14 protein-coding genes are annotated in these 16,207 nt (G+C 74.6%); 4 read left to right on the top strand and 10 right to left on the bottom strand.

Translation table 11 applies throughout. The features are described from left to right. Positions 1 to 62 precede the first annotated feature (62 nt). Entirely contained in the window at positions 63 to 455 is a 393-nt protein-coding gene (locus AB0472_RS31095; RefSeq protein ID WP_366361274.1) for a DUF5997 family protein, read from the bottom strand. Positions 456 to 607: 152 nt separating this feature from the next. On the opposite strand from AB0472_RS31095, the gene AB0472_RS31090 reads away from it, so the two are divergent. Continuing rightward, positions 608 to 1,390: a LysR family substrate-binding domain-containing protein gene (locus tag AB0472_RS31090; RefSeq protein WP_366361273.1), complete on the top strand. Its 783-nt coding sequence runs from the start codon at positions 608 to 610 to the stop codon at positions 1,388 to 1,390. Between the two features lie 35 nt (positions 1,391 to 1,425). Here the strand turns inward: AB0472_RS31090 and AB0472_RS31085 are convergent, their stop codons facing one another. The 3 genes from AB0472_RS31085 to AB0472_RS31075 form a co-directional block, all read right to left on the bottom strand. Continuing rightward, positions 1,426 to 2,907 carry an MFS transporter gene (locus tag AB0472_RS31085; protein WP_366361272.1) on the bottom strand — a complete coding sequence of 494 codons (1,482 nt, stop codon included), beginning with the start codon at positions 2,905 to 2,907 and terminating at the stop codon, positions 1,426 to 1,428. Between the two features lie 204 nt (positions 2,908 to 3,111). Further along, entirely contained in the window at positions 3,112 to 3,789 is a 678-nt protein-coding gene (locus AB0472_RS31080) for an HAD family phosphatase (protein ID WP_366361270.1), read from the bottom strand. Positions 3,790 to 3,804: 15 nt separating this feature from the next. Further along, entirely contained in the window at positions 3,805 to 4,281 is a 477-nt protein-coding gene (locus AB0472_RS31075) for an Lrp/AsnC family transcriptional regulator (RefSeq protein ID WP_093497604.1), read from the bottom strand. Positions 4,282 to 4,495: 214 nt separating this feature from the next. Between AB0472_RS31075 and AB0472_RS31070 the strand changes: the two genes are divergently transcribed. After that, entirely contained in the window at positions 4,496 to 5,983 is a 1,488-nt protein-coding gene (locus tag AB0472_RS31070) for an FUSC family protein (RefSeq protein WP_366361268.1), read from the top strand. A gap of 121 nt (positions 5,984 to 6,104) precedes the next feature. After that, positions 6,105 to 7,136: a lactonase family protein gene (locus tag AB0472_RS31065; protein ID WP_366361266.1), complete on the top strand. Its 1,032-nt coding sequence runs from the start codon at positions 6,105 to 6,107 to the stop codon at positions 7,134 to 7,136. 234 nt (positions 7,137 to 7,370) lie between these two features. Here AB0472_RS31065 and AB0472_RS31060 read toward each other — a convergent pair whose 3' ends face one another. The 4 genes from AB0472_RS31060 to AB0472_RS31045 form a co-directional block, all read right to left on the bottom strand. Next, positions 7,371 to 8,294, bottom strand: coding sequence for a hypothetical protein (locus AB0472_RS31060; protein ID WP_366361264.1), 924 nt, complete (start codon positions 8,292 to 8,294; stop codon positions 7,371 to 7,373). A 142-nt stretch (positions 8,295 to 8,436) separates the two neighbouring features. After that, a complete protein-coding gene (locus AB0472_RS31055) occupies positions 8,437 to 9,450 on the bottom strand; it encodes a BadF/BadG/BcrA/BcrD ATPase family protein (protein ID WP_366361262.1) in 1,014 nt (337 codons plus the stop codon). Continuing rightward, positions 9,447 to 10,124 (bottom strand): uracil-DNA glycosylase, encoded by a 678-nt coding sequence (locus AB0472_RS31050; RefSeq protein ID WP_366361261.1) that lies wholly within the window; start codon positions 10,122 to 10,124, stop codon positions 9,447 to 9,449. The genes AB0472_RS31055 and AB0472_RS31050 overlap by 4 nt, the downstream gene beginning before the upstream one ends. A gap of 126 nt (positions 10,125 to 10,250) precedes the next feature. Continuing rightward, positions 10,251 to 11,336, bottom strand: a complete 1,086-nt coding sequence (locus AB0472_RS31045) for an exo-alpha-sialidase (RefSeq protein WP_366361259.1) — start codon at positions 11,334 to 11,336, stop codon at positions 10,251 to 10,253. Positions 11,337 to 11,667: 331 nt separating this feature from the next. Between AB0472_RS31045 and AB0472_RS31040 the strand changes: the two genes are divergently transcribed. Then, positions 11,668 to 12,303, top strand: a complete 636-nt coding sequence (locus AB0472_RS31040) for a hypothetical protein (protein ID WP_366361257.1) — start codon at positions 11,668 to 11,670, stop codon at positions 12,301 to 12,303. Between the two features lie 56 nt (positions 12,304 to 12,359). On the opposite strand, the gene AB0472_RS31035 is transcribed toward AB0472_RS31040, so the two are convergent. After that, the gene (locus tag AB0472_RS31035; protein ID WP_366361255.1) at positions 12,360 to 14,345 is read right to left on the bottom strand and encodes a HEAT repeat domain-containing protein; all 1,986 of its coding nucleotides are present in this window, start codon (positions 14,343 to 14,345) and stop codon (positions 12,360 to 12,362) included. A gap of 129 nt (positions 14,346 to 14,474) precedes the next feature. After that, on the bottom strand, positions 14,475 to 16,145 hold the full coding sequence (locus AB0472_RS31030; protein WP_366361254.1) for an acyl-CoA dehydrogenase family protein: 1,671 nt from the start codon (positions 16,143 to 16,145) through the stop codon (positions 14,475 to 14,477). Positions 16,146 to 16,207: the final 62 nt, after the last annotated feature.

Raw genomic sequence — 16,207 nt, 5'->3', positions numbered from 1 at the left:
GCCCCGGAGTGCAGGCGGAGGCGCCTGGACCGGGGCCGTGCAGAGTCGCGGCGGGAGTGGCCTCAGCCCTGGCCCGACTCCTTCTCCCGCTGCAGGTTCTTCAGCCGCACGGTCTCCTTGCGGACCTCGGCCTGCGTGGTGCGCTCCTTGGCCAGCCACTCGGGCAGCTCACGCTTGAGCTCCTCGATCTGCTCCGTGGTGAGCGGTTCCGTCACCCCGCCGCGCGCCAGCCCCGCGATGGACACGCCCAGCTTGGCCGCGACCACCGGACGCGGGTGCGGCCCGTTGGCCTGCAGCTCGCGCAGCCACTCGGGCGGATTCGCCTGGAGCTCGGTCAGCTCGGCGCGCGAGACGACGCCCTCCTGGAAGGCGGCGGGCGTGGCGGGCAGGTACACGCCGAGCTTCTTCGCCGCGGTAGCGGGCTTCATCGTCTGGGCGGTCTGGTGCGAACTCATGAGGTCAAGGGTATCGGCCGGGCGCGGGGGCCCCGACCACGGCCGATACGGGGCCCCGACCACGGCCGATGCCGGGCCCCGACCACGGCCGATACCGGCGGCCTTCCGTGGCCGGTGCCGGACGGCCGTCCGCGGCCCGTTAACCTGGGCTGGTGACAGGCTCGGAGGAAACACCGTCGTTCCGGCTCGCGTACGTCCCCGGCGTGACGCCCGCCAAGTGGGCTCGGATCTGGAACGAGCGCCGGCCCGGCGTCCCCCTCACCCTCCTCCAGGTCCCCGCCGCGGAGGCGTCCGCCGTACTGCGCGCGGGCGACGCGGACGCCGGTCTCGTACGGCTCCCGGTCGACCGCACGTTCTTCAGCGCGATCCCCCTCTACACCGAGACGACGGTGGTCGTCGTCCCCAGGGACCACGTGATCACGGCGGCCGAGGAGGTCACCGTCGCGGACCTCGCCGACGAGGTCCTCTTCCATCCCCTCGACGACGTCTTCGACTGGGACGCGCCGCCTGGCGAGCCCGCCTTCGAGCGCCCCGCGACCACCGAGGACGCGGTGGAACTGGTCGCCGCCGGTGTCGGACTCCTGGTCGTCCCGCAGTCCCTGGCCCGCCTTTACCACCGCCGGGACCTCACCTACCGGCCGCTCACGGACGGCCCGGAGTCCGCCGTCGCCCTGTCCTGGCCCGAGGAGGCCACCACCGACCTGGTCGACGACTTCATCGGCATCGTCCGCGGCCGCACGGTCAACAGCACCCGCGGCCGTCAGGCAGCACCCGCCCCGAAGGCGGCGCAGGCCGCACCGGAGAAGGCCAAACGGGCGCAGAAGCCGGCCGCATCGGCCAAGGCGGCGCCGGGCGCCCGCACATCACGCGCGCGTGCCGCCGGCGCGAAGTCCGCCAAGCCCGCGAAGCGCGGCAAGCCCCGTCGTCGCTCGTAGCGCCCCTCCAGGGGAGCTGCCCCGGCCCCTCGTGGTCAGGGCGTCAGGCTCTCGGCCTCCGGCATGCCCTGCGCCTTCGGCGTCTCCGGCACCTTCGCCCGTTCCCCCAGATCGGCCACCGCCAGGCCCAGCGCCACCAGGATGAACCCCACCGAGGTGAGCAGGCCCAGCTGAAGCGCCTCGGAGGCCGGGCCGTGGTGCGCGAGGTGGGCGAAGTACACCGAGCCCACCACCGCGATACCGGCCGCCGAGCCGACGCGCTGGCCGGTCTGCAGCACGCCGCCGGCCGCGCCGGCCCGCTTCACCGGGACCCGGGTCAGGGTGAGCGTGGTGTTGGGGGAGACCGTGATGCCGGAGCCGATGCCGCCGATGATCATCGGCACCGCCGCGGCCCATCCGAAGCTCTCCAGCGGTACCAGCCGCACCACCGCGATGATGCCGATCAGCCCCACCGCCACTCCGGTGAGACCGAGGACGACCACCTTGCGTCCGTGGCGCACCACCAGCCGGCCGCCGAGCGCGGCACCGACCGCCGAGCCGATCGCGAACGGCAGCACCGCGAGTCCGGCCGCCAGGGCGCTGTACCCCGCGGCGTTCTGCAGGAAGATGGCGAGGACGAAGAAGACCGTGGTGAAGCCCGCGAAATAGGACAGGCTCACCAGCGCGCCGAGGGTGAAGGACCGCATCGAGAACAGGTTCAGATCGAGCAGGGGCGCCCGTCCGAGCCTGCCCTGCCGCCGCTCCCACACCCAGAACAGGCCGAGCAGCACCGCGCCCACCGGCAGCAGCGCCCACTTCGCCCGTCCGGTCCACTGCTGCTCCTGCACCAGCGGCAGCATCAGCGCGAGCACGCCGCCGCCGAGGAGCAGCACCCCGAGCGGGTCGAACCGTTCCCGCCGGTCCGCCGACGCGGGATAGCGGGGCAGCAGCCGCAGGCCGGCGACGAACGCGGCGATGCCGATGGGCAGGTTGACGAAGAACACCCAGCGCCAGCCCTGGTCGGTGCCCACGGCGTCGATGATCACGCCGCCCGCCAGCGGGCCGACCGCCGTCGAGATCCCGATGACGCTGCCGAGCAGCCCGAAGGCCTTGGCGCGTTCGGAGCCCTGGAACATCTGCTGGATCAGGCCCGAGGTCTGCGGCGCGACCATGCCCGCCGCCGCGCCCTGGATCAGCCGGAACACCACCAGCCGGTCGGGGCTCGCCGCGAGCCCGCAGGCCGCCGAGGCCACCGTGAACGCGGCGAGTCCGATCAGGAAGGCCTGGCGCCGGCCGCGCATGTCGCCGAGCCGGCCGGCCGGGACCAGTGCCAGTCCGAAGGTCAGCGCGTACCCGGAGACCACCCAGGACTGGGCGGCCTCCGTCGCGCCCAGTCCGCGCTCCATCGAGGGCAGCGCCACGTTGACGATCGAGGTGTCGAGCAGCGAGATGAAGCCGGCTGCGAGGCACACCCCGAGCGCCTTCCACCGTCGGTTGTCGGTGGCCGGCTGCTGCGGCTTTGAGCAGGTCGTGGTCATGCGGCCACGCTATGCAGGCATTCCGGGCATCGCACGACCGGCGGAGCGAACGGATGGCCGAACTGCTCCGTCGGGGTGACGGCCCGGGCGTCTGCCGTGGGGAGGACGCGGGGAAGGTCGCCGGGAGGAGGCGGGGAAGGTCGTGGGGAGGACGCGGGGAAGGTCGCCTGGAGGACGCAGGGAAGGTCGCGGGGAGGCCGCTGTTCAGGACGACGTGAGCCAGTCGTGGGCCGCGCGTGCCGTGAACTCCGCCTGGCCGCCGCGCAGCAGGAGATCGGCCGTGCCGAAGAGATCGGCCCGGGCGGTCGTGGAAGGGACCGCGATGCAGCGCATCCCGGCGGCGTACGCCGCTGCCACGCCCGGAGCCGCGTCCTCCAGCACCACGCAGTCGGCCGGTGCGGCACCGAGGCGGCGGGCCGCCTCCAGGAAGACGTCCGGCGCCGGTTTGCCGCGCGCCACCTCGTCCGCCGAGACCGCGGTGCGCAGATGGGCGCCGAGGCCGGTGCCGGCCAGGATCGCCTCGATCGCCTCGGGAGAGGAGCCGGAGGCCACCGCCGTCGGGACGCCCTCGGCCGCCAGCAGCTCCACGAACTTCCGCATCTCGGGGTAGGCACGCGTCCCGGTCCGGGCCAGCTCCAGATACCGCCGGTTCGCCTCCGCGAGCAGCTCGGCAACCGGGGGCCGCAGTCCGTGGCGGTCGCGCAGCAGGGTCACCGTCTCCCGCGTGCTGATGCCGACGAGACGCTCGTGCTCCACCCAGGTGTAGTCCGTGACGCCGTGCCGGGCCAGCATCCGCCGCGTCGCCTCGTAGTAGTTCGGCTCGCTGTCCACGAGGGTGCCGTCGAGGTCGAAGATGACCGCGAGGCCGTCAGGATCGTTCATGCGACAAGGATGCCGTTACCCGCGCGCGGCCCGGCCGACGGACTCCACCAGCGGCAGCAGCCGGTGCGGGACCCGTTCGCGCAGCGCGACCTCGGTGCGGGTGCGGACCACGCCCGGCAGGCTGATCAGCTTCTGGATCACGTCCTCCAGGTGCGCGTTGTCCCGCGCCACCACCCGGGTCAGCAGATCCCCGCCGCCCGTGATCGAGAAGGCCTCCACGATCTCCGGCACCGCGGCCAGCGCGTCCCCGACGTCGTCCAGGTGCCCCTGGGTGACCTCGATGTGCACGAAGGCCAGCACCGGGTGGCCGAGTGCGGCGGGGGAGAGGAAGGGGCCGGTGCCCGTGATCACACCGTCCCGCTCCAGCCGGTCCAGCCGGGCCTGGAGCGTGCCCCGGGCGACCCCGAGGATCCGGGCGTACTCGCGCACGCTGGTGCGCGGCTGCTCCAGCAGCAGCCGCAGGATGCGGGTGTCGAGCTCGTCCACGGTCATGGCGTACGACTGTACCAATGGCTCAGCGAGGTTCCCGGCTGACCTGGACCATTGGCATTTCGGTCGCCAAGTGATGCCCCTCGTCAATAGGCCGTTGGCACAGCGAAATCGATGCGGCTTGAGCCAGGTGTCTCTCCGGTGCTCTCATGGGGTGTGTCGATGGCGCTGCGGATCCCCGCGGCGCCTTTTCTGTGCCGGCCGCGGAGGGGAAGCAGTGCTGAAGAGGGTGTTCGTGGCTCCGGACCCGGGGCGGGTGCGGCTGCGCTTCGCCGTGCGCGCCGTGCTGGGCATCGGCCTCGCCGTCGTGGTCTGCGCGTCGGCCGGGCACTCCGTCACGGGCGCCGTCACCGGCGGTCTGGCCGCACTGCTGGCCCTGTTCACCGTCGCGGACGGCACGGTGCGCGGACAGGCCGTCACCACCGCGCTGCTGCCCGTCACGGGCCTGCCGGTGCTCGCGGCCGCGGCCTGGCTGCACGACGTCCCGGTCGCCCGCGACCTGGTCTTCCTCGCCGTGGTCGGCGCGGGTGTGTACGCGCGCCGCTGGGGTCCGCGCGGCCACAGCCTGGGCGTGTTCGCCTTCATGACCTTCTTCGTCGCCCAGTTCCTGCACGCCACCCCGGGGCAGCTGCCGGAGCTGTACGCCGCCGTCCTGCTCTCCGTGGGCAGCGCCGTCGCCGTCCGCTTCGGCCTCTGGTGCTACGAGCGCCGGCTGCCTCCGCCGCCGGTGCCCGCCCCGTCCGCCGGCACGGGCCTGGCCCGGGTGACCACCCGGCAGGCGGTCCAGGCGACCGCCGGCGCGGGTTTCGCGCTGGTCGCCGGCCAGCTGGTGTCCGGCCAGCGCTGGTACTGGGCGGTGGGCGCCGCGTGGTGGATCTTCGTCAACACCGCCTCGCGTGGCGAGACCCTGGTGCGCGGCTTCCGCCGGGTCCTCGGCACCGTCATCGGCGTCGTGCTGGGCCTGCTGGTCGCCGCTCCCGTGCACGGCGCCGCGGCCCCCACCGCCGTCCTGGTCGCGGTCGCCGTCTTCGGCATCTTCTACACGGCCGCCGTCTCCTACACCTGGATGATGCTCTGGGTGACCTTCCTCGCCGAACTGCTCTACGGCCTGCTCGGCGTACTCACCCCGGGCCTGCTGGCGCTCCGGCTCGCCGAGACCGTGGTGGGCGCCCTCGGCGCCGTGCTCGCCGTGCTGTTCGTGCTGCCGGTCACCACCCACCTCACCACCGACGTCTGGATCCAGCGCGCCCTGCGCTGCGTGCACGCCTGCACGGCCGAGGCCGCCGCCCGAATCGCCGGCTCCGCCACCGCCGACCCGGCACCCCGGGTGGCCGAACTGGAGCAGCTCCTCGGCCGGGTGCGGCTCTCGGTCGCCCCGCTCGTGCACCCGCTCAACCCGATGCACGGCCGCAGGCGCCGCGCCCGCCGCGTCCTCGCCCTGCTGGACGAATGCGCCCGCGACATCCGCGGTCTGGTCGCGGTCGCCGCCGACCCGGAGGCCTCGCACGACGCCCGGCCGGCCGCCGCCTGCTGGCGCGTCGAGGCCGCCGTCCAGGCGCTCACCAGGGGTTCGGAGCACATCACCGCCCCCACCGAGCCGCCCGCCGAACCCGCCCTCGCCCATCTGCACGGCCTGGAGCGCGCGCTGGCCGAGCTCGCCGAGCCGCTGCGCGCCCCCTCGGGCTCGCCCCTGGTCGGCGCCTGAGACGCGCCGCCCCACACCCTGGTCTAGACCGCCAGCTGCTACCGTCGGCCCCGGGCGGGCTCGAACCGGCCCGTTCCGACACGTACCGGCTCGTGGTGGCTCGCGGCGATAGGGGACAGCGGTGGCAGACGGCGGCAGGCGGCGCAGGGCCTTCATCGGGTCGTTCACGGCCGCGGGCGGCCCGGGAGTCGTGACGGCGGCGGTCCGTCCGGACAGCGGCGCCCTGGCGCTCCTGGAGAGCGTCGACGGCGTCCCCGACCCGTCGTATCTCGCGCTCGCGCCCGGCGGGCGCACCCTGTACGCGGTCAGCGAGACCGCCGACGGCGCGGTGGCCGCCTACCACGTCCACGACGACAAACCGCGCCTCGCGGGGCCGCCGGTCCCGGTCGACGCCAGCGGCCCCACCCACCTCAGCGTCTTCGACGGCCATGTCCTGACCGCCAACTACGGCTCGGGCAGTGTCACCGCCGTCCCCGTGCGCCCCGACGGCACGCTCGCCCCCGCCCCCTCCGGACTGCTCCAGCACACCGGCTCGGGCCCGCACGAACGGCGCCAGCGCGGACCGCACGCCCACCAGGTGCAGCCCGACCCCAGTGGCCGCTGGGCGGTCAGCGTCGACCTGGGCACCGACTCGGTCCGCGTCTGCACCCTGGACCAGGGCGCCCCGGCCCTGCACCGCGAGTTCGCCCTGCGCCCCGGCTCCGGCCCCCGCCACCTGGCCTTCCACCCCGGCGGCCGGTACGCCTACGTCGTCAACGAACTCACCCCGACCGTGACCGTCTGCCGCTGGGACGCCACCACCGGCACCCTCAAGCCGCTGACCGAGACCCCGGTCCTGCCCGGCGCCCCGGCCGGCGACGCCTACCCGTCCGGCATCGCCGTCTCGCCCGACGGCCGCTTCGTCTGGACGGCGACCAGGGGCGAGGACGTCCTGACCACGTTCACGGTCCGCGAGGACCGACTCCACCGCACGGCGACGGTCCCCTGCGGCGGCCACTGGCCCCGCGCGATCACCGAGTCGGGCGGCTTCCTCTACGCCGCCAACGAGCGCTCGGGCAACATCACCTGGTTCACCCTCGACCAGCAGACGGGCCAGCCCCGCTACGACGGCTCAGTGGAGATCCCGGCCCCTTCCTGCATCGTCTTCGACTGAAGACCCGACCACCCACCTGATCGCCAGCGCCCCACCACCGGCATCCCGCCTTCAGTACCCCGTCTGCAGCGCCCCGCAAGGGGCGCGGGGAATGCGCGACCAGCCCCCACCGCCCCGCACCCGAACACCGCCCGTCCCCCCCAAAAAAAAAGGGACCCGCACCCCCCAAAAAAAAGGGACCCGCTCCCTCAAGGAACGGGCCCTCACCTCACGTCGGCCGACGCGCGAAGCGCATCACCGCACCGGCGCGCCCTGCGACTGCTGCGGCGCGATCCCCAGCGCCGTCGTGTACTTGGCCAGCGCGAGCTTCCCGATCGCCGGGTACGCCCCCAGCGGCTCGGCGGTGGCGCAACCGGCCTCCTCCGCGGCCGCGGCCAGCAGCTCCGCGTCGATCTCCGGCCCTATCAGGTACGGCGCCAGCGCCAGCTGCTGCGACCCCGAACCCCGCAGCTGCTCCGCGACGGAGGCGATCGAACCGTCCTGGTCCAGCGCGGCGGCCATCACCGGCACGGCCAGGCGCGCGGCGAGCAGCATGCCGGTGATCCCGGCGGCCTGCACCGCCTCGTCGCCGCCCACGGACGCGAGGACGATGCCGTCCGCGGCCGTGGCCACGGTGAACAGCCGGGCGCGGTCGGCGCGGGCCAGACCCGCCTCCGAGAGGCGCACGTGCAGTGCCTCGGCGAGCAGCGGGTGCGGGCCGAGGACGTCGGTCAGGTCGGCGGCGACCCGGCTCTCCATGACCGCGTGGCGGACCTGGCGCAGCAGCGCGCTGTCCGGGCCGGCCAGCAGCGGCACGACGACGGCGACCGGGCCGTCGGGGGCCTTGATCCCCTCGACGCCGGCGGCGACGGCCTGCTCGTAGCGGGCGGTGCGCTCCTCGGCGGCACGGGCCAGCACGGACTGGAGGGTGGGGAACTCCGCGTCGTCCCCGTCCAGGTACCCGATGCGGGCGTCCAGGCCGGGCAGCTCGGAGCGGGCGATGCTGACGACCTCCTCGGCGAGGCCGCGCGTGGCCGCGCTGGGCGTTCCCGGGACCGCGAGGACGAGCGCGGGCGCGTCCTCGGGAGCCACCAGCGGCTCGGGGCGGCGGTGCCGTCCGGGCTGGCGGGGGCGCGGCATTCGTACAGGCAGGCCGGCGGGCCCAGTGGGGGAGCTCATGGCGCCGCATGTTACTGGCTATCTGGGCTCCCTTGTTCGGGGAGGGTGCAGGTGAGCGGTATCCGTCCGCTTTTGTCTGATGAGTTACGCATGATTCAGAGGTGATTCCGTCACCTGTCGGACACTTCGCGTCCCGGCCGGATCAATACCCTTTTGTATGTACAAGGTTTGTGTGTACAACGGACAGCATTTTCTCATCACCCGGCAGGGTGAGCCGACCCGTGACCAGGTCACTCGCGACGCGTACCGCTCCGTGCAGCGGATCGCCCTCCGCCGGCACCTGCCGCGCCCGCGGGAGCAGCCGCGCGAGTTCCTCGGCCAGCGGTACGAGAAGCGGGCCGCCCAGCTTGAACAGGCCGCCTGTGCCGGCGACCAGGGGGTCACCTTCGGTGGGGCAGACGGCGGCGGCCGACTCGGCCATGTGCCGGGCCGCGGCGCGCAGGATCGCGGCCGCGACCGGGTCGCCCGCACCGGCGCAGGCCGCGACGCACGGGGCGAAGGAGGCCAGTACCGCGGGCCGGTCGGCGCGCGGGTAGAGCTCTCCCGGCAGCCCGGGCAGCGGCCCGAACCGGTCCTCGGCGGCGGCCCGCAGCGCGGCCGAGCCGCCGTCGCGCCCGTCGAAGGCGCGCAGCGCCGCCTCCAGCCCGGCCCGGCCGATCCAGGCGCCGCCGCCGCAGTCGCCGAGCAGGTGCCCCCAGCCGTCCGCCCGCCGCCACCGGGTGAGATCGGTCCCGGTCGCGATCAGGCCGGTCCCGGCGGCGACGACCGCGCCGGGGCGCGGGCCGAGGGCGCCGACGTACGCGGTCACGGCGTCGGCGGCCAGCGCGACCGTACCGACCCCGAGCTCGCGGGCCAGCGCGCCCGGTAGTTCGGCGCGCAGCGCCTCGCCGAGGCTGGCCAGCCCGGCGGCGCCCACGACGGCTGTCGTCACCCGCACCGGCCGGTACGAGGCGGCCAGCGCCCGTGCCATGGGCAGGAGTTGTTCCAGCAGGTGCCCGGGGTCGATGCCCCGCGCCCCGGTCCGCACCGGTTCCCGGGACTCCAGGGGCGCCGACGGCTCGCGCCCCGGCACGCCCACGACGGCCCGTAACCCGGAGCCGCCGGAGTCGACGGCGAGGAACCCCGCCTCCCCGGGCCCACCACCCGCGTTGCTCACGGCAGACGCCAGTCCACCGGCTGTCCACCCTGCTGGATCAGCAGGTCGTTGGCGCGGCTGAACGGGCGGGAGCCGAAGAAGCCGCGGTCCGCCGACATGGGCGAGGGGTGCGCGGACTCCACCGCCGGCAACTGGCCGAGCAGCGGGCGGAGATTGCGGGCGTCGCGGCCCCAGAGGACGGACACCAGCGGCTTGCCGCGGCCGGCCAGCGCCCGGATCGCCTGCTCGGTGACCTCCTCCCAGCCCTTGCCCCGGTGTGCGGCCGGGGAGCGGGGGGCGGTGGTGAGCGCCCTGTTGAGCAGCAGCACACCCTGCTGGGTCCACGGGGTGAGGTCGCCGTTGGACGGCTGCGGCAGCCCCAGGTCGGTGTTGAGCTCCCGGTAGATGTTGATCAGGCTGCCCGGCAGCGGGCGTACCTCGGGCGCCACCGAGAACGACAGCCCCACCGCGTGCCCCGGGGTCGGGTACGGGTCCTGCCCGACGATCAGGACGCGGACGTCGTCGAAAGGTTGCTGGAAGGCCCGCAGGACGTTCGGGCCGGCCGGGAGGTAGGTGCGTCCCGCGGCGATCTCCGCGCGCAGGAAGTCGCCCATCGCGGCGATCCTCCCGGCCACTGGTTCCAGGGCCTTCGCCCAGCCCGGTTCGACGATTTCATGCAAGGGTCGTGGTGCCACGGCGTCACCCTACTGCCGTACACGGGTCGGCGATCAAGCCGAGACCACCGAGGTCGCGGGACGACCGGGGACGACCGGACCGGCGCCCCGGATGACAGAGGCCGCTCTCCTTGCGGGGACCGGGCATCAGGCGACGACCGCCGCCCGCACGCACAGCACGTCCGGCAGGTGGCAGGCCAACTGGCGCCAGCTGTCGCCGTCGTCGGCCGAGGCGAACACCTCGCCGTTGCGGTTGCCGAAGTACACGCCGGCCGGATCCGCGTCGTCCGTGCAGAGCGCGTCACGCAGCACCGTGCCGTAGTGGTCCTCCGTCGGCAGCCCCGCCGACAGCGGCTCCCAGGTCCTTCCCGCGTCGGCCGTGCGGAAGACCCGGCACCGGTGCCCGGCGGGCACCCGGTCGGCGTCCGCGTTGATCGGGAAGACGTACGCGGTCTCCCCGCGGTGCGGATGGGCGGCCGCCGCGAAACCGAACGTGGACGGCAGCCCCGCGCCGATGTCGGTCCAGTGCGCCCCCGCGTCGTCGCTCCGGTAGACGCCCCAGTGGTTCTGCAGGTACAGCCGGTCCGGGTCCCCGGCGTCCTGCGCGACCTTGTGCACGCACTGGCCGAACTCCGGGTCCGGGTCCGGCAGGAAGACCGCGGCGACACCGGAGTTGGACGGCGTCCAGCTCGCGCCGCCGTCGCCGGTGCGGAACACGCCGGCCGTCGAGACGGCGACCGTCACCGCCTTCGGGTCGCGCCGGTCGGTGACCACGGTGTGCAGGCCCTCACCGCCGCCGCCCGGCACCCACTTGTCGCGGGTCGGGTGCTCCCAGAGGGGCCGGACCAGTTCGAAGCTCTCCCCGCGGTCCTCGGACCGGTACAGCGCGGCCGGTTCGGTGCCCGCGTAGACCACGTCCGGCTCGGCGGCGGCCGGGTGGAGCTGCCAGACCCGCTCCAGGGAGGCACCGGTGTCCTTGGGGAACCTCACGGCGGGCCGGGCCGGTTCGGTCCAGGTGCGGCCCAGGTCGTCGGAATGGAAGACGGACGGCCCCCAGTGCGCGCTGTCGCCGCCCGCCAGGAGCCGGGGCCGCGCGCCCCGGGTGTCGATGGCGACCGAGTAGATCGCCTGCGCGTTGAAGCAGGGACGCTCGTCGAACTCCCAGGCGCCACCCCGCCGCCTACCGAGGAAGAGCCCCTTGCGGGTCCCCACGGCGAGCAGTACCTCGGTCATGCCGATCACCTCCATGACGTTGTCACAGACCCCTGGCCGCAGTCCTGGACACGGCGGGGTTCGTGGTCCGGCGCACAGTTCCCGTCACAGTCGGCACCCGGACACCCGCCAGTCTGCACCCCACCACTGACAGTCACCCGAGGGCCGGCGTCGGCGCAGGTCGGAGCCGCCGTGTCGGCCGGTCGGACAAGACAGCGGGACGCGTTCCGGGAGACGCCTGCGCGAGCCGGGCCGCACGTGCGACCGTCGACTCGGAGTTCGCCCGTGAGCAACAGGGCGGCCGCTCCCGTATGGGAGGGCGGTCCGGGCTGTCCGTGCGCGCGTGAGGAGGATGCCTTTGAAGGCGTTCCGTGGTCCGAAGGTCTGGCTGTGGCGCTGGCGGCGCAACCCGCTGAAGCGTCGTGCCGACACGATGGAGGCCTGGGTGCTGCTGGGCGCCTGGCTGTTCACCCTGCTGGCCGGGGTGTTCGCCGGGCTCGCGGCGGCCCGGTCGGTCGAGGGCGGCCTGGCCCGCGAGCGCGTCGAGTGGCACCCGGTCGTGGCCCATGTACTGGACAGGGCCCCCGGCTCGGCGGGCTCGAAGTCCGGCTCCTCGGGATCCTCCGGGTCTTCCGAGTCCGAGTCCTCCGACTCGTCGAACGGCGAACGGGTCTGGGCGCGCGTGGGCTGGACCGTCGCCGACGGCTCCGCGCACACCGGCCAGGCGCGGGTCCCGGCCGGCAGCAAGGTCGGCACGCCGGTCACCGTCTGGACGGACCTCCAGGGGCACCTCGTCACCCGGCCCGCCACCGTCTCCGAGGCCCACCTGCGCTCCGCGCTGATCGGCGGCCTGGTCGGACTGAGCGCGGCCGCCGTCCCGTTCGTCGCCGGTCTGGTGGCGCGCGGCCGGCTGGAGCGGCGGCGGATGGACCGCTGGGACGCGGAATGGGCCCGGCTCGGACCGCAGTGGGGCCGGATGACCGGCTGACGTCGGAGTCCGGCGGCGTCAGCCGGCGCCCGTGCCCGCGCGGCCGGGCCGCCGGTTCACGGGGACTGCCGAGCCAGTGCCCGGCGGCAGTCGGCGAGCAGCCGCTCGTCCTGGGCGATGTCGTGGCTGCCGTAACCGCCGGGCCGTGCCGTGTGCCGCCGGGCGCAGGCGAGTTCGGCCGCCACCAGGTCGCGCAGCGGGGCACCCGCCGGGCCCATGGCGGCCAGACACCCGGCGATCGCGCCCCGGGTGTACGGGTTCTCCGACCAGGCGGCCCGGAACGCCGGAAGGACAGGTTCCGGATCCCCGTCGATGTGCCACAACGCCTCGGCCGCCGCCGCCCGTTCCCAGGCCCTGCCGGACCCGGCGAGCCGGCGCAGCGCGGGCAGCGCGCCGCGGGCGGCCGCCCCCAGCCGTCCCAGCTGCTCGGCGGCCGTCCGTGCGCTGCGGCTGCGGCCGTGCGTCAGCTCCCGCAGCAGCACCGGGAGTACGGCCGTCGCGTCCCTCTCCGCCGACCACAGGGCCCCCGCCGCCAGGGCCGCGTGCCGGGTGTCCAGGAGCCCGCGCAGGACCGGCGCCGCCGCCCGGGCCGCCGTACCCAGGACGTCGAGCGTGCGCACCGCCTGCCCGACGAGTGCCTCCCTGGCGCCCAGCCCGTCCGGTGCGCCGCGCAGCAGCCGCAGCACCTCGGGGACCGCCGCCGGGTCCTTGAGAGCGGTGACCGCCGCCAGCAGCGGCGCGGCGGTCTCGGCGGCGTCGGGCGAGTCCGGGTCGACCTGGCCGAGCCGGCGGCGCAGCGCGGGCGCGAGCGGGGCGGCCGCCGGGCCCAGGTGCACGATCTCGAAGCCCAGCCCACCGGGCACCACCGGTCTGGCCAGCAGCTGGGACAGGGCCGGCACCGCGCGCGGATCGCCGCTTCTGGCCAGCGCTTTCAGCGGACCGCCCAGCGAGGGCCTGCCGCGCTCCCAGGTGTGCATCCACAGGTCGGGCCGCACGGTCACGAGCGCGTGCAGCTCGTCGGCGGCCGGCCCGGCGAGCCCGAACAGGTCCACCAGCACCGAGACCGCCGCGTCCCGCAACTGGTCCTCCTCACGCCCCAGTTGTCTGCCGATCAGGGAGACCGGCGCGGTGAAGTCCGCCCGCCAGTCACGGAACAGGCCGGCCGACATCCACACCGCGTTGCACCGGTCCATCGGGTCCGGGCTGCCCAACTGGCCGACGAGCAGCGCGATCCGGTCCGCCACCCGGTCGTCCAGCGCCCGGTGCAGGGTGCGCAGCAGATACGAGCCCTCCTCGTCCGAAGGCCGCAGCCGCCGTATCCGGCCGACCAGGGTGTCCGCGTCCATCCGGTCCGGACCGGTTGCACGCCGCTCCGACCGCTCCCTGAGCAGCCGGACCGCGGTCGGCACCAGGTCGGAGGGCAGCCGCTCGGGCGCGCCGAGCCCCAGCTGCCCGAGCGCGGCCAGCCGCGACCCCGGCGCGTACGGCGGACCGCTCTGCGCGGCCAGCAACTCGACCGCCGCGGCGGCCCGTTCGGGACGGCACCGGACGAACATCCCGAGGGCCTCCGTCAGGGCGAGCAGCACCTGCTCGTCGCGCTCGACCGTGCTCCGCCGTCGTAACAGCGCCAGCACCCGCTCCGGTGCGTCGAGGAACCGGACCAGCGCTCCGGGCACCGCGCGGCGCACCCCCGGGCACGGGTCGTCGGCCAGCGGCACGAGCGCCTCGGCGCCGGCGCGGACGGCCGCCCGGGCCCGGGAACCCGCGCTCTCCGCGCCGATGCTGACCAGCAGTTCGACTATGGCGCCCCGGTCCTGCACCTCCGGACGGGACGCGAGCGCGAAGAGGAACGGGACGCAGGCGAGCGTCGAGTCGTACACGTTCCCCTGGTGGTGCACCGAGCCGTACATCCCGTCGAGCGCGGCCTCCCGTTCGGCCGCGTCGGCCGAGGCCAGTCCGCGCAGCAGACCGGGCACGTCCGCCGCACTGCCGTACGCGTGCCGCAGCGAGGCCCAGTCGACCTCGTCGATCCCCGTGAACACCGTTGTCCTCCCCAGGCGAGTACCACCTGTTCCGGAGTCTGCACCACCGGACTGACAACGATGCGGAATCGGACGGCAACTGTGTGCGATCCGTCGACGGTCGGCGACCGTCGACGGATCGCACAGGGATCAGTTCCGGCCAGGCAGCGCCCGCTCCAGGATCGCGTCGAACCCGGTGCCGGCCGGCAGGGTGCCGAACGCGTGGCCCCAGTCGCCGCCGAGCCGGGTCGCGCAGAAGGCGTCCGCGACGGCGGCGGGAGCGTACCGGACCAGCAGCGAGCCCTGCAGTGCCAGCGCCATTCGCTCGACCAGCCGGCGCGCCGCCACCTGGTCGGTCTCGGCCAATTCGTTCCTCAGCCGGGTCACGGCCGCGTCCAGCCGGGCGTCCGCGCCGCGAGCGAGCGCGAGTTCGCCGAACAGGGCGTCGGCGGCGCCGGGTTCGCGGGACAGCGCGCGCAGCACGTCGAGCGCGTTGACGTTCCCCGAGCCCTCCCAGATCGACAGCAGCGGCGCCTCGCGGTAGTGCCGGGGCATCCCGGAGTCCTCGACGTAGCCGTTGCCGCCCAGGCACTCCAGGGCCTCCGCGGTGAAGGCCGGGCCGCGCTTGGTGACCCAGTACTTGCCGACGGCCGTCGCGATCCGGCGGAAGGCCCGCTCCTGCTCGTCCCCGCGCACCGCCCGGTCCGCCGCCCCCGCGAGCCGCAGGGTCAGCGTGGTCGCGGCCTCCGACTCCACCGCCAGATCGGCCAGCACGTTGCGCATCAGCGGCTGGTCGGCGAGCCGCGCCCCGAACGCGCTGCGGTGGCGCGCATGGTGACCGGCCTCGACGAGCGTCTTGCGCATCAGGGTCGCCGAGTTCATCACGCAGTCCAGCCGGGTGCAGTTGACCATCTCGATGATGGTCTTCACCCCCCGCCCCTCGGGCCCGACCAGCCAGGCCACGGTCCCGTCGAACTCCGGTTCACAGGACGCGTTGGAGCGGTTGCCGAGCTTGTCCTTCAGCCGCTGGATGCGGAACGCGTTGCGGCTGCCGTCCGGGAGCACGCGCGGCACGAGGAAACAGGACAGGCCGCCCGGCGCCTGGGCCAGCACCAGGAAGACGTCGCACATCGGCGCCGAGGTGAACCACTTGTGCCCGCGCAGGGTGTACACGCCCGGCTCGGCGGTGGGTGCGGCGGCCGTCGTGTTCGTCCGGACGTCCGAACCGCCCTGCTTCTCGGTCATGCCCATCCCGGCCAGCAGCCCCGGCTTCTCGGTCGGCACGCGCAGCCCCGGCTCGTACTCCCGGCTGGTCAGCAGCGGCTCGTACACCTTGGCCAGCTCGGGCTCGGCCCGCAGCGCCGGAACGGCGGCGTACGTCATCGACGTGGGACACCCGTGGCCGGACTCGGTGTGCCCCCACACCAGTCCGCCCGCGGTCCGCGCGACGTGGGCCCCCGCCCGGTCGTCCGCCCAGGCCGTCCCGGCCAGGCCCTCCTCCACCGCCGCCCGCATCAGGTGGTGCCAGCTGGGGTGGAAGTCGACCTCGTCGATCCGGTTGCCGTACCGGTCGTGGGTGCGCAGCTCCGGCTCGTGCCGGTTGGCCAGCTCGCCCCACTCCTGCGCCTCCGCGCTCCCGGCCCGCGCCCCGAGCCGCCGGATCCCCGCCTCGGCCCACTCCGCCCCCTCCCGGCGCAGTCCCTCGATGAGGGCCGGGTCGTCGGAGGCGTCGTACGGGGCGAGCGGCGGCGGCTGGTTGGTGACGTCGTGGGTGGCGTACTGCGGCTGCGGAAGCGCGGCGGTCGAGTCCATGGCTGCCATGTTGCAGGAATCCTGCGACCGCAGCAATAGTGCAACAATGTGCCGCACGTACAGTACGTGAC

Origin of the sequence: Streptomyces sp. NPDC086777 (assembly GCF_040702065.1) — a bacterium.
In the GTDB taxonomy this organism is placed as follows: Bacteria; Actinomycetota; Actinomycetes; order Streptomycetales; family Streptomycetaceae; genus Streptomyces.
Note: the sequence above shows the minus strand (reverse complement) of the source record. Positions and strands in the feature narration are given on the sequence as shown.

Coding starts and splice junctions, on each gene's coding strand:
- AB0472_RS31095 (WP_366361274.1), bottom strand. CDS start 455: ATGAGTTCGCACCAGACCGCCCAGACGATGAAGCCCGCTACCGCGGCG.
- AB0472_RS31085 (WP_366361272.1), bottom strand. CDS start 2,907: ATGACCACGACCTGCTCAAAGCCGCAGCAGCCGGCCACCGACAACCGA.
- AB0472_RS31080 (WP_366361270.1), bottom strand. CDS start 3,789: ATGAACGATCCTGACGGCCTCGCGGTCATCTTCGACCTCGACGGCACC.
- AB0472_RS31075 (WP_093497604.1), bottom strand. CDS start 4,281: ATGACCGTGGACGAGCTCGACACCCGCATCCTGCGGCTGCTGCTGGAG.
- AB0472_RS31060 (WP_366361264.1), bottom strand. CDS start 8,294: ATGAGCTCCCCCACTGGGCCCGCCGGCCTGCCTGTACGAATGCCGCGC.
- AB0472_RS31045 (WP_366361259.1), bottom strand. CDS start 11,336: ATGACCGAGGTACTGCTCGCCGTGGGGACCCGCAAGGGGCTCTTCCTC.
- AB0472_RS31040 (WP_366361257.1), top strand. CDS start 11,668: ATGCCTTTGAAGGCGTTCCGTGGTCCGAAGGTCTGGCTGTGGCGCTGG.
- AB0472_RS31030 (WP_366361254.1), bottom strand. CDS start 16,145: ATGGCAGCCATGGACTCGACCGCCGCGCTTCCGCAGCCGCAGTACGCC.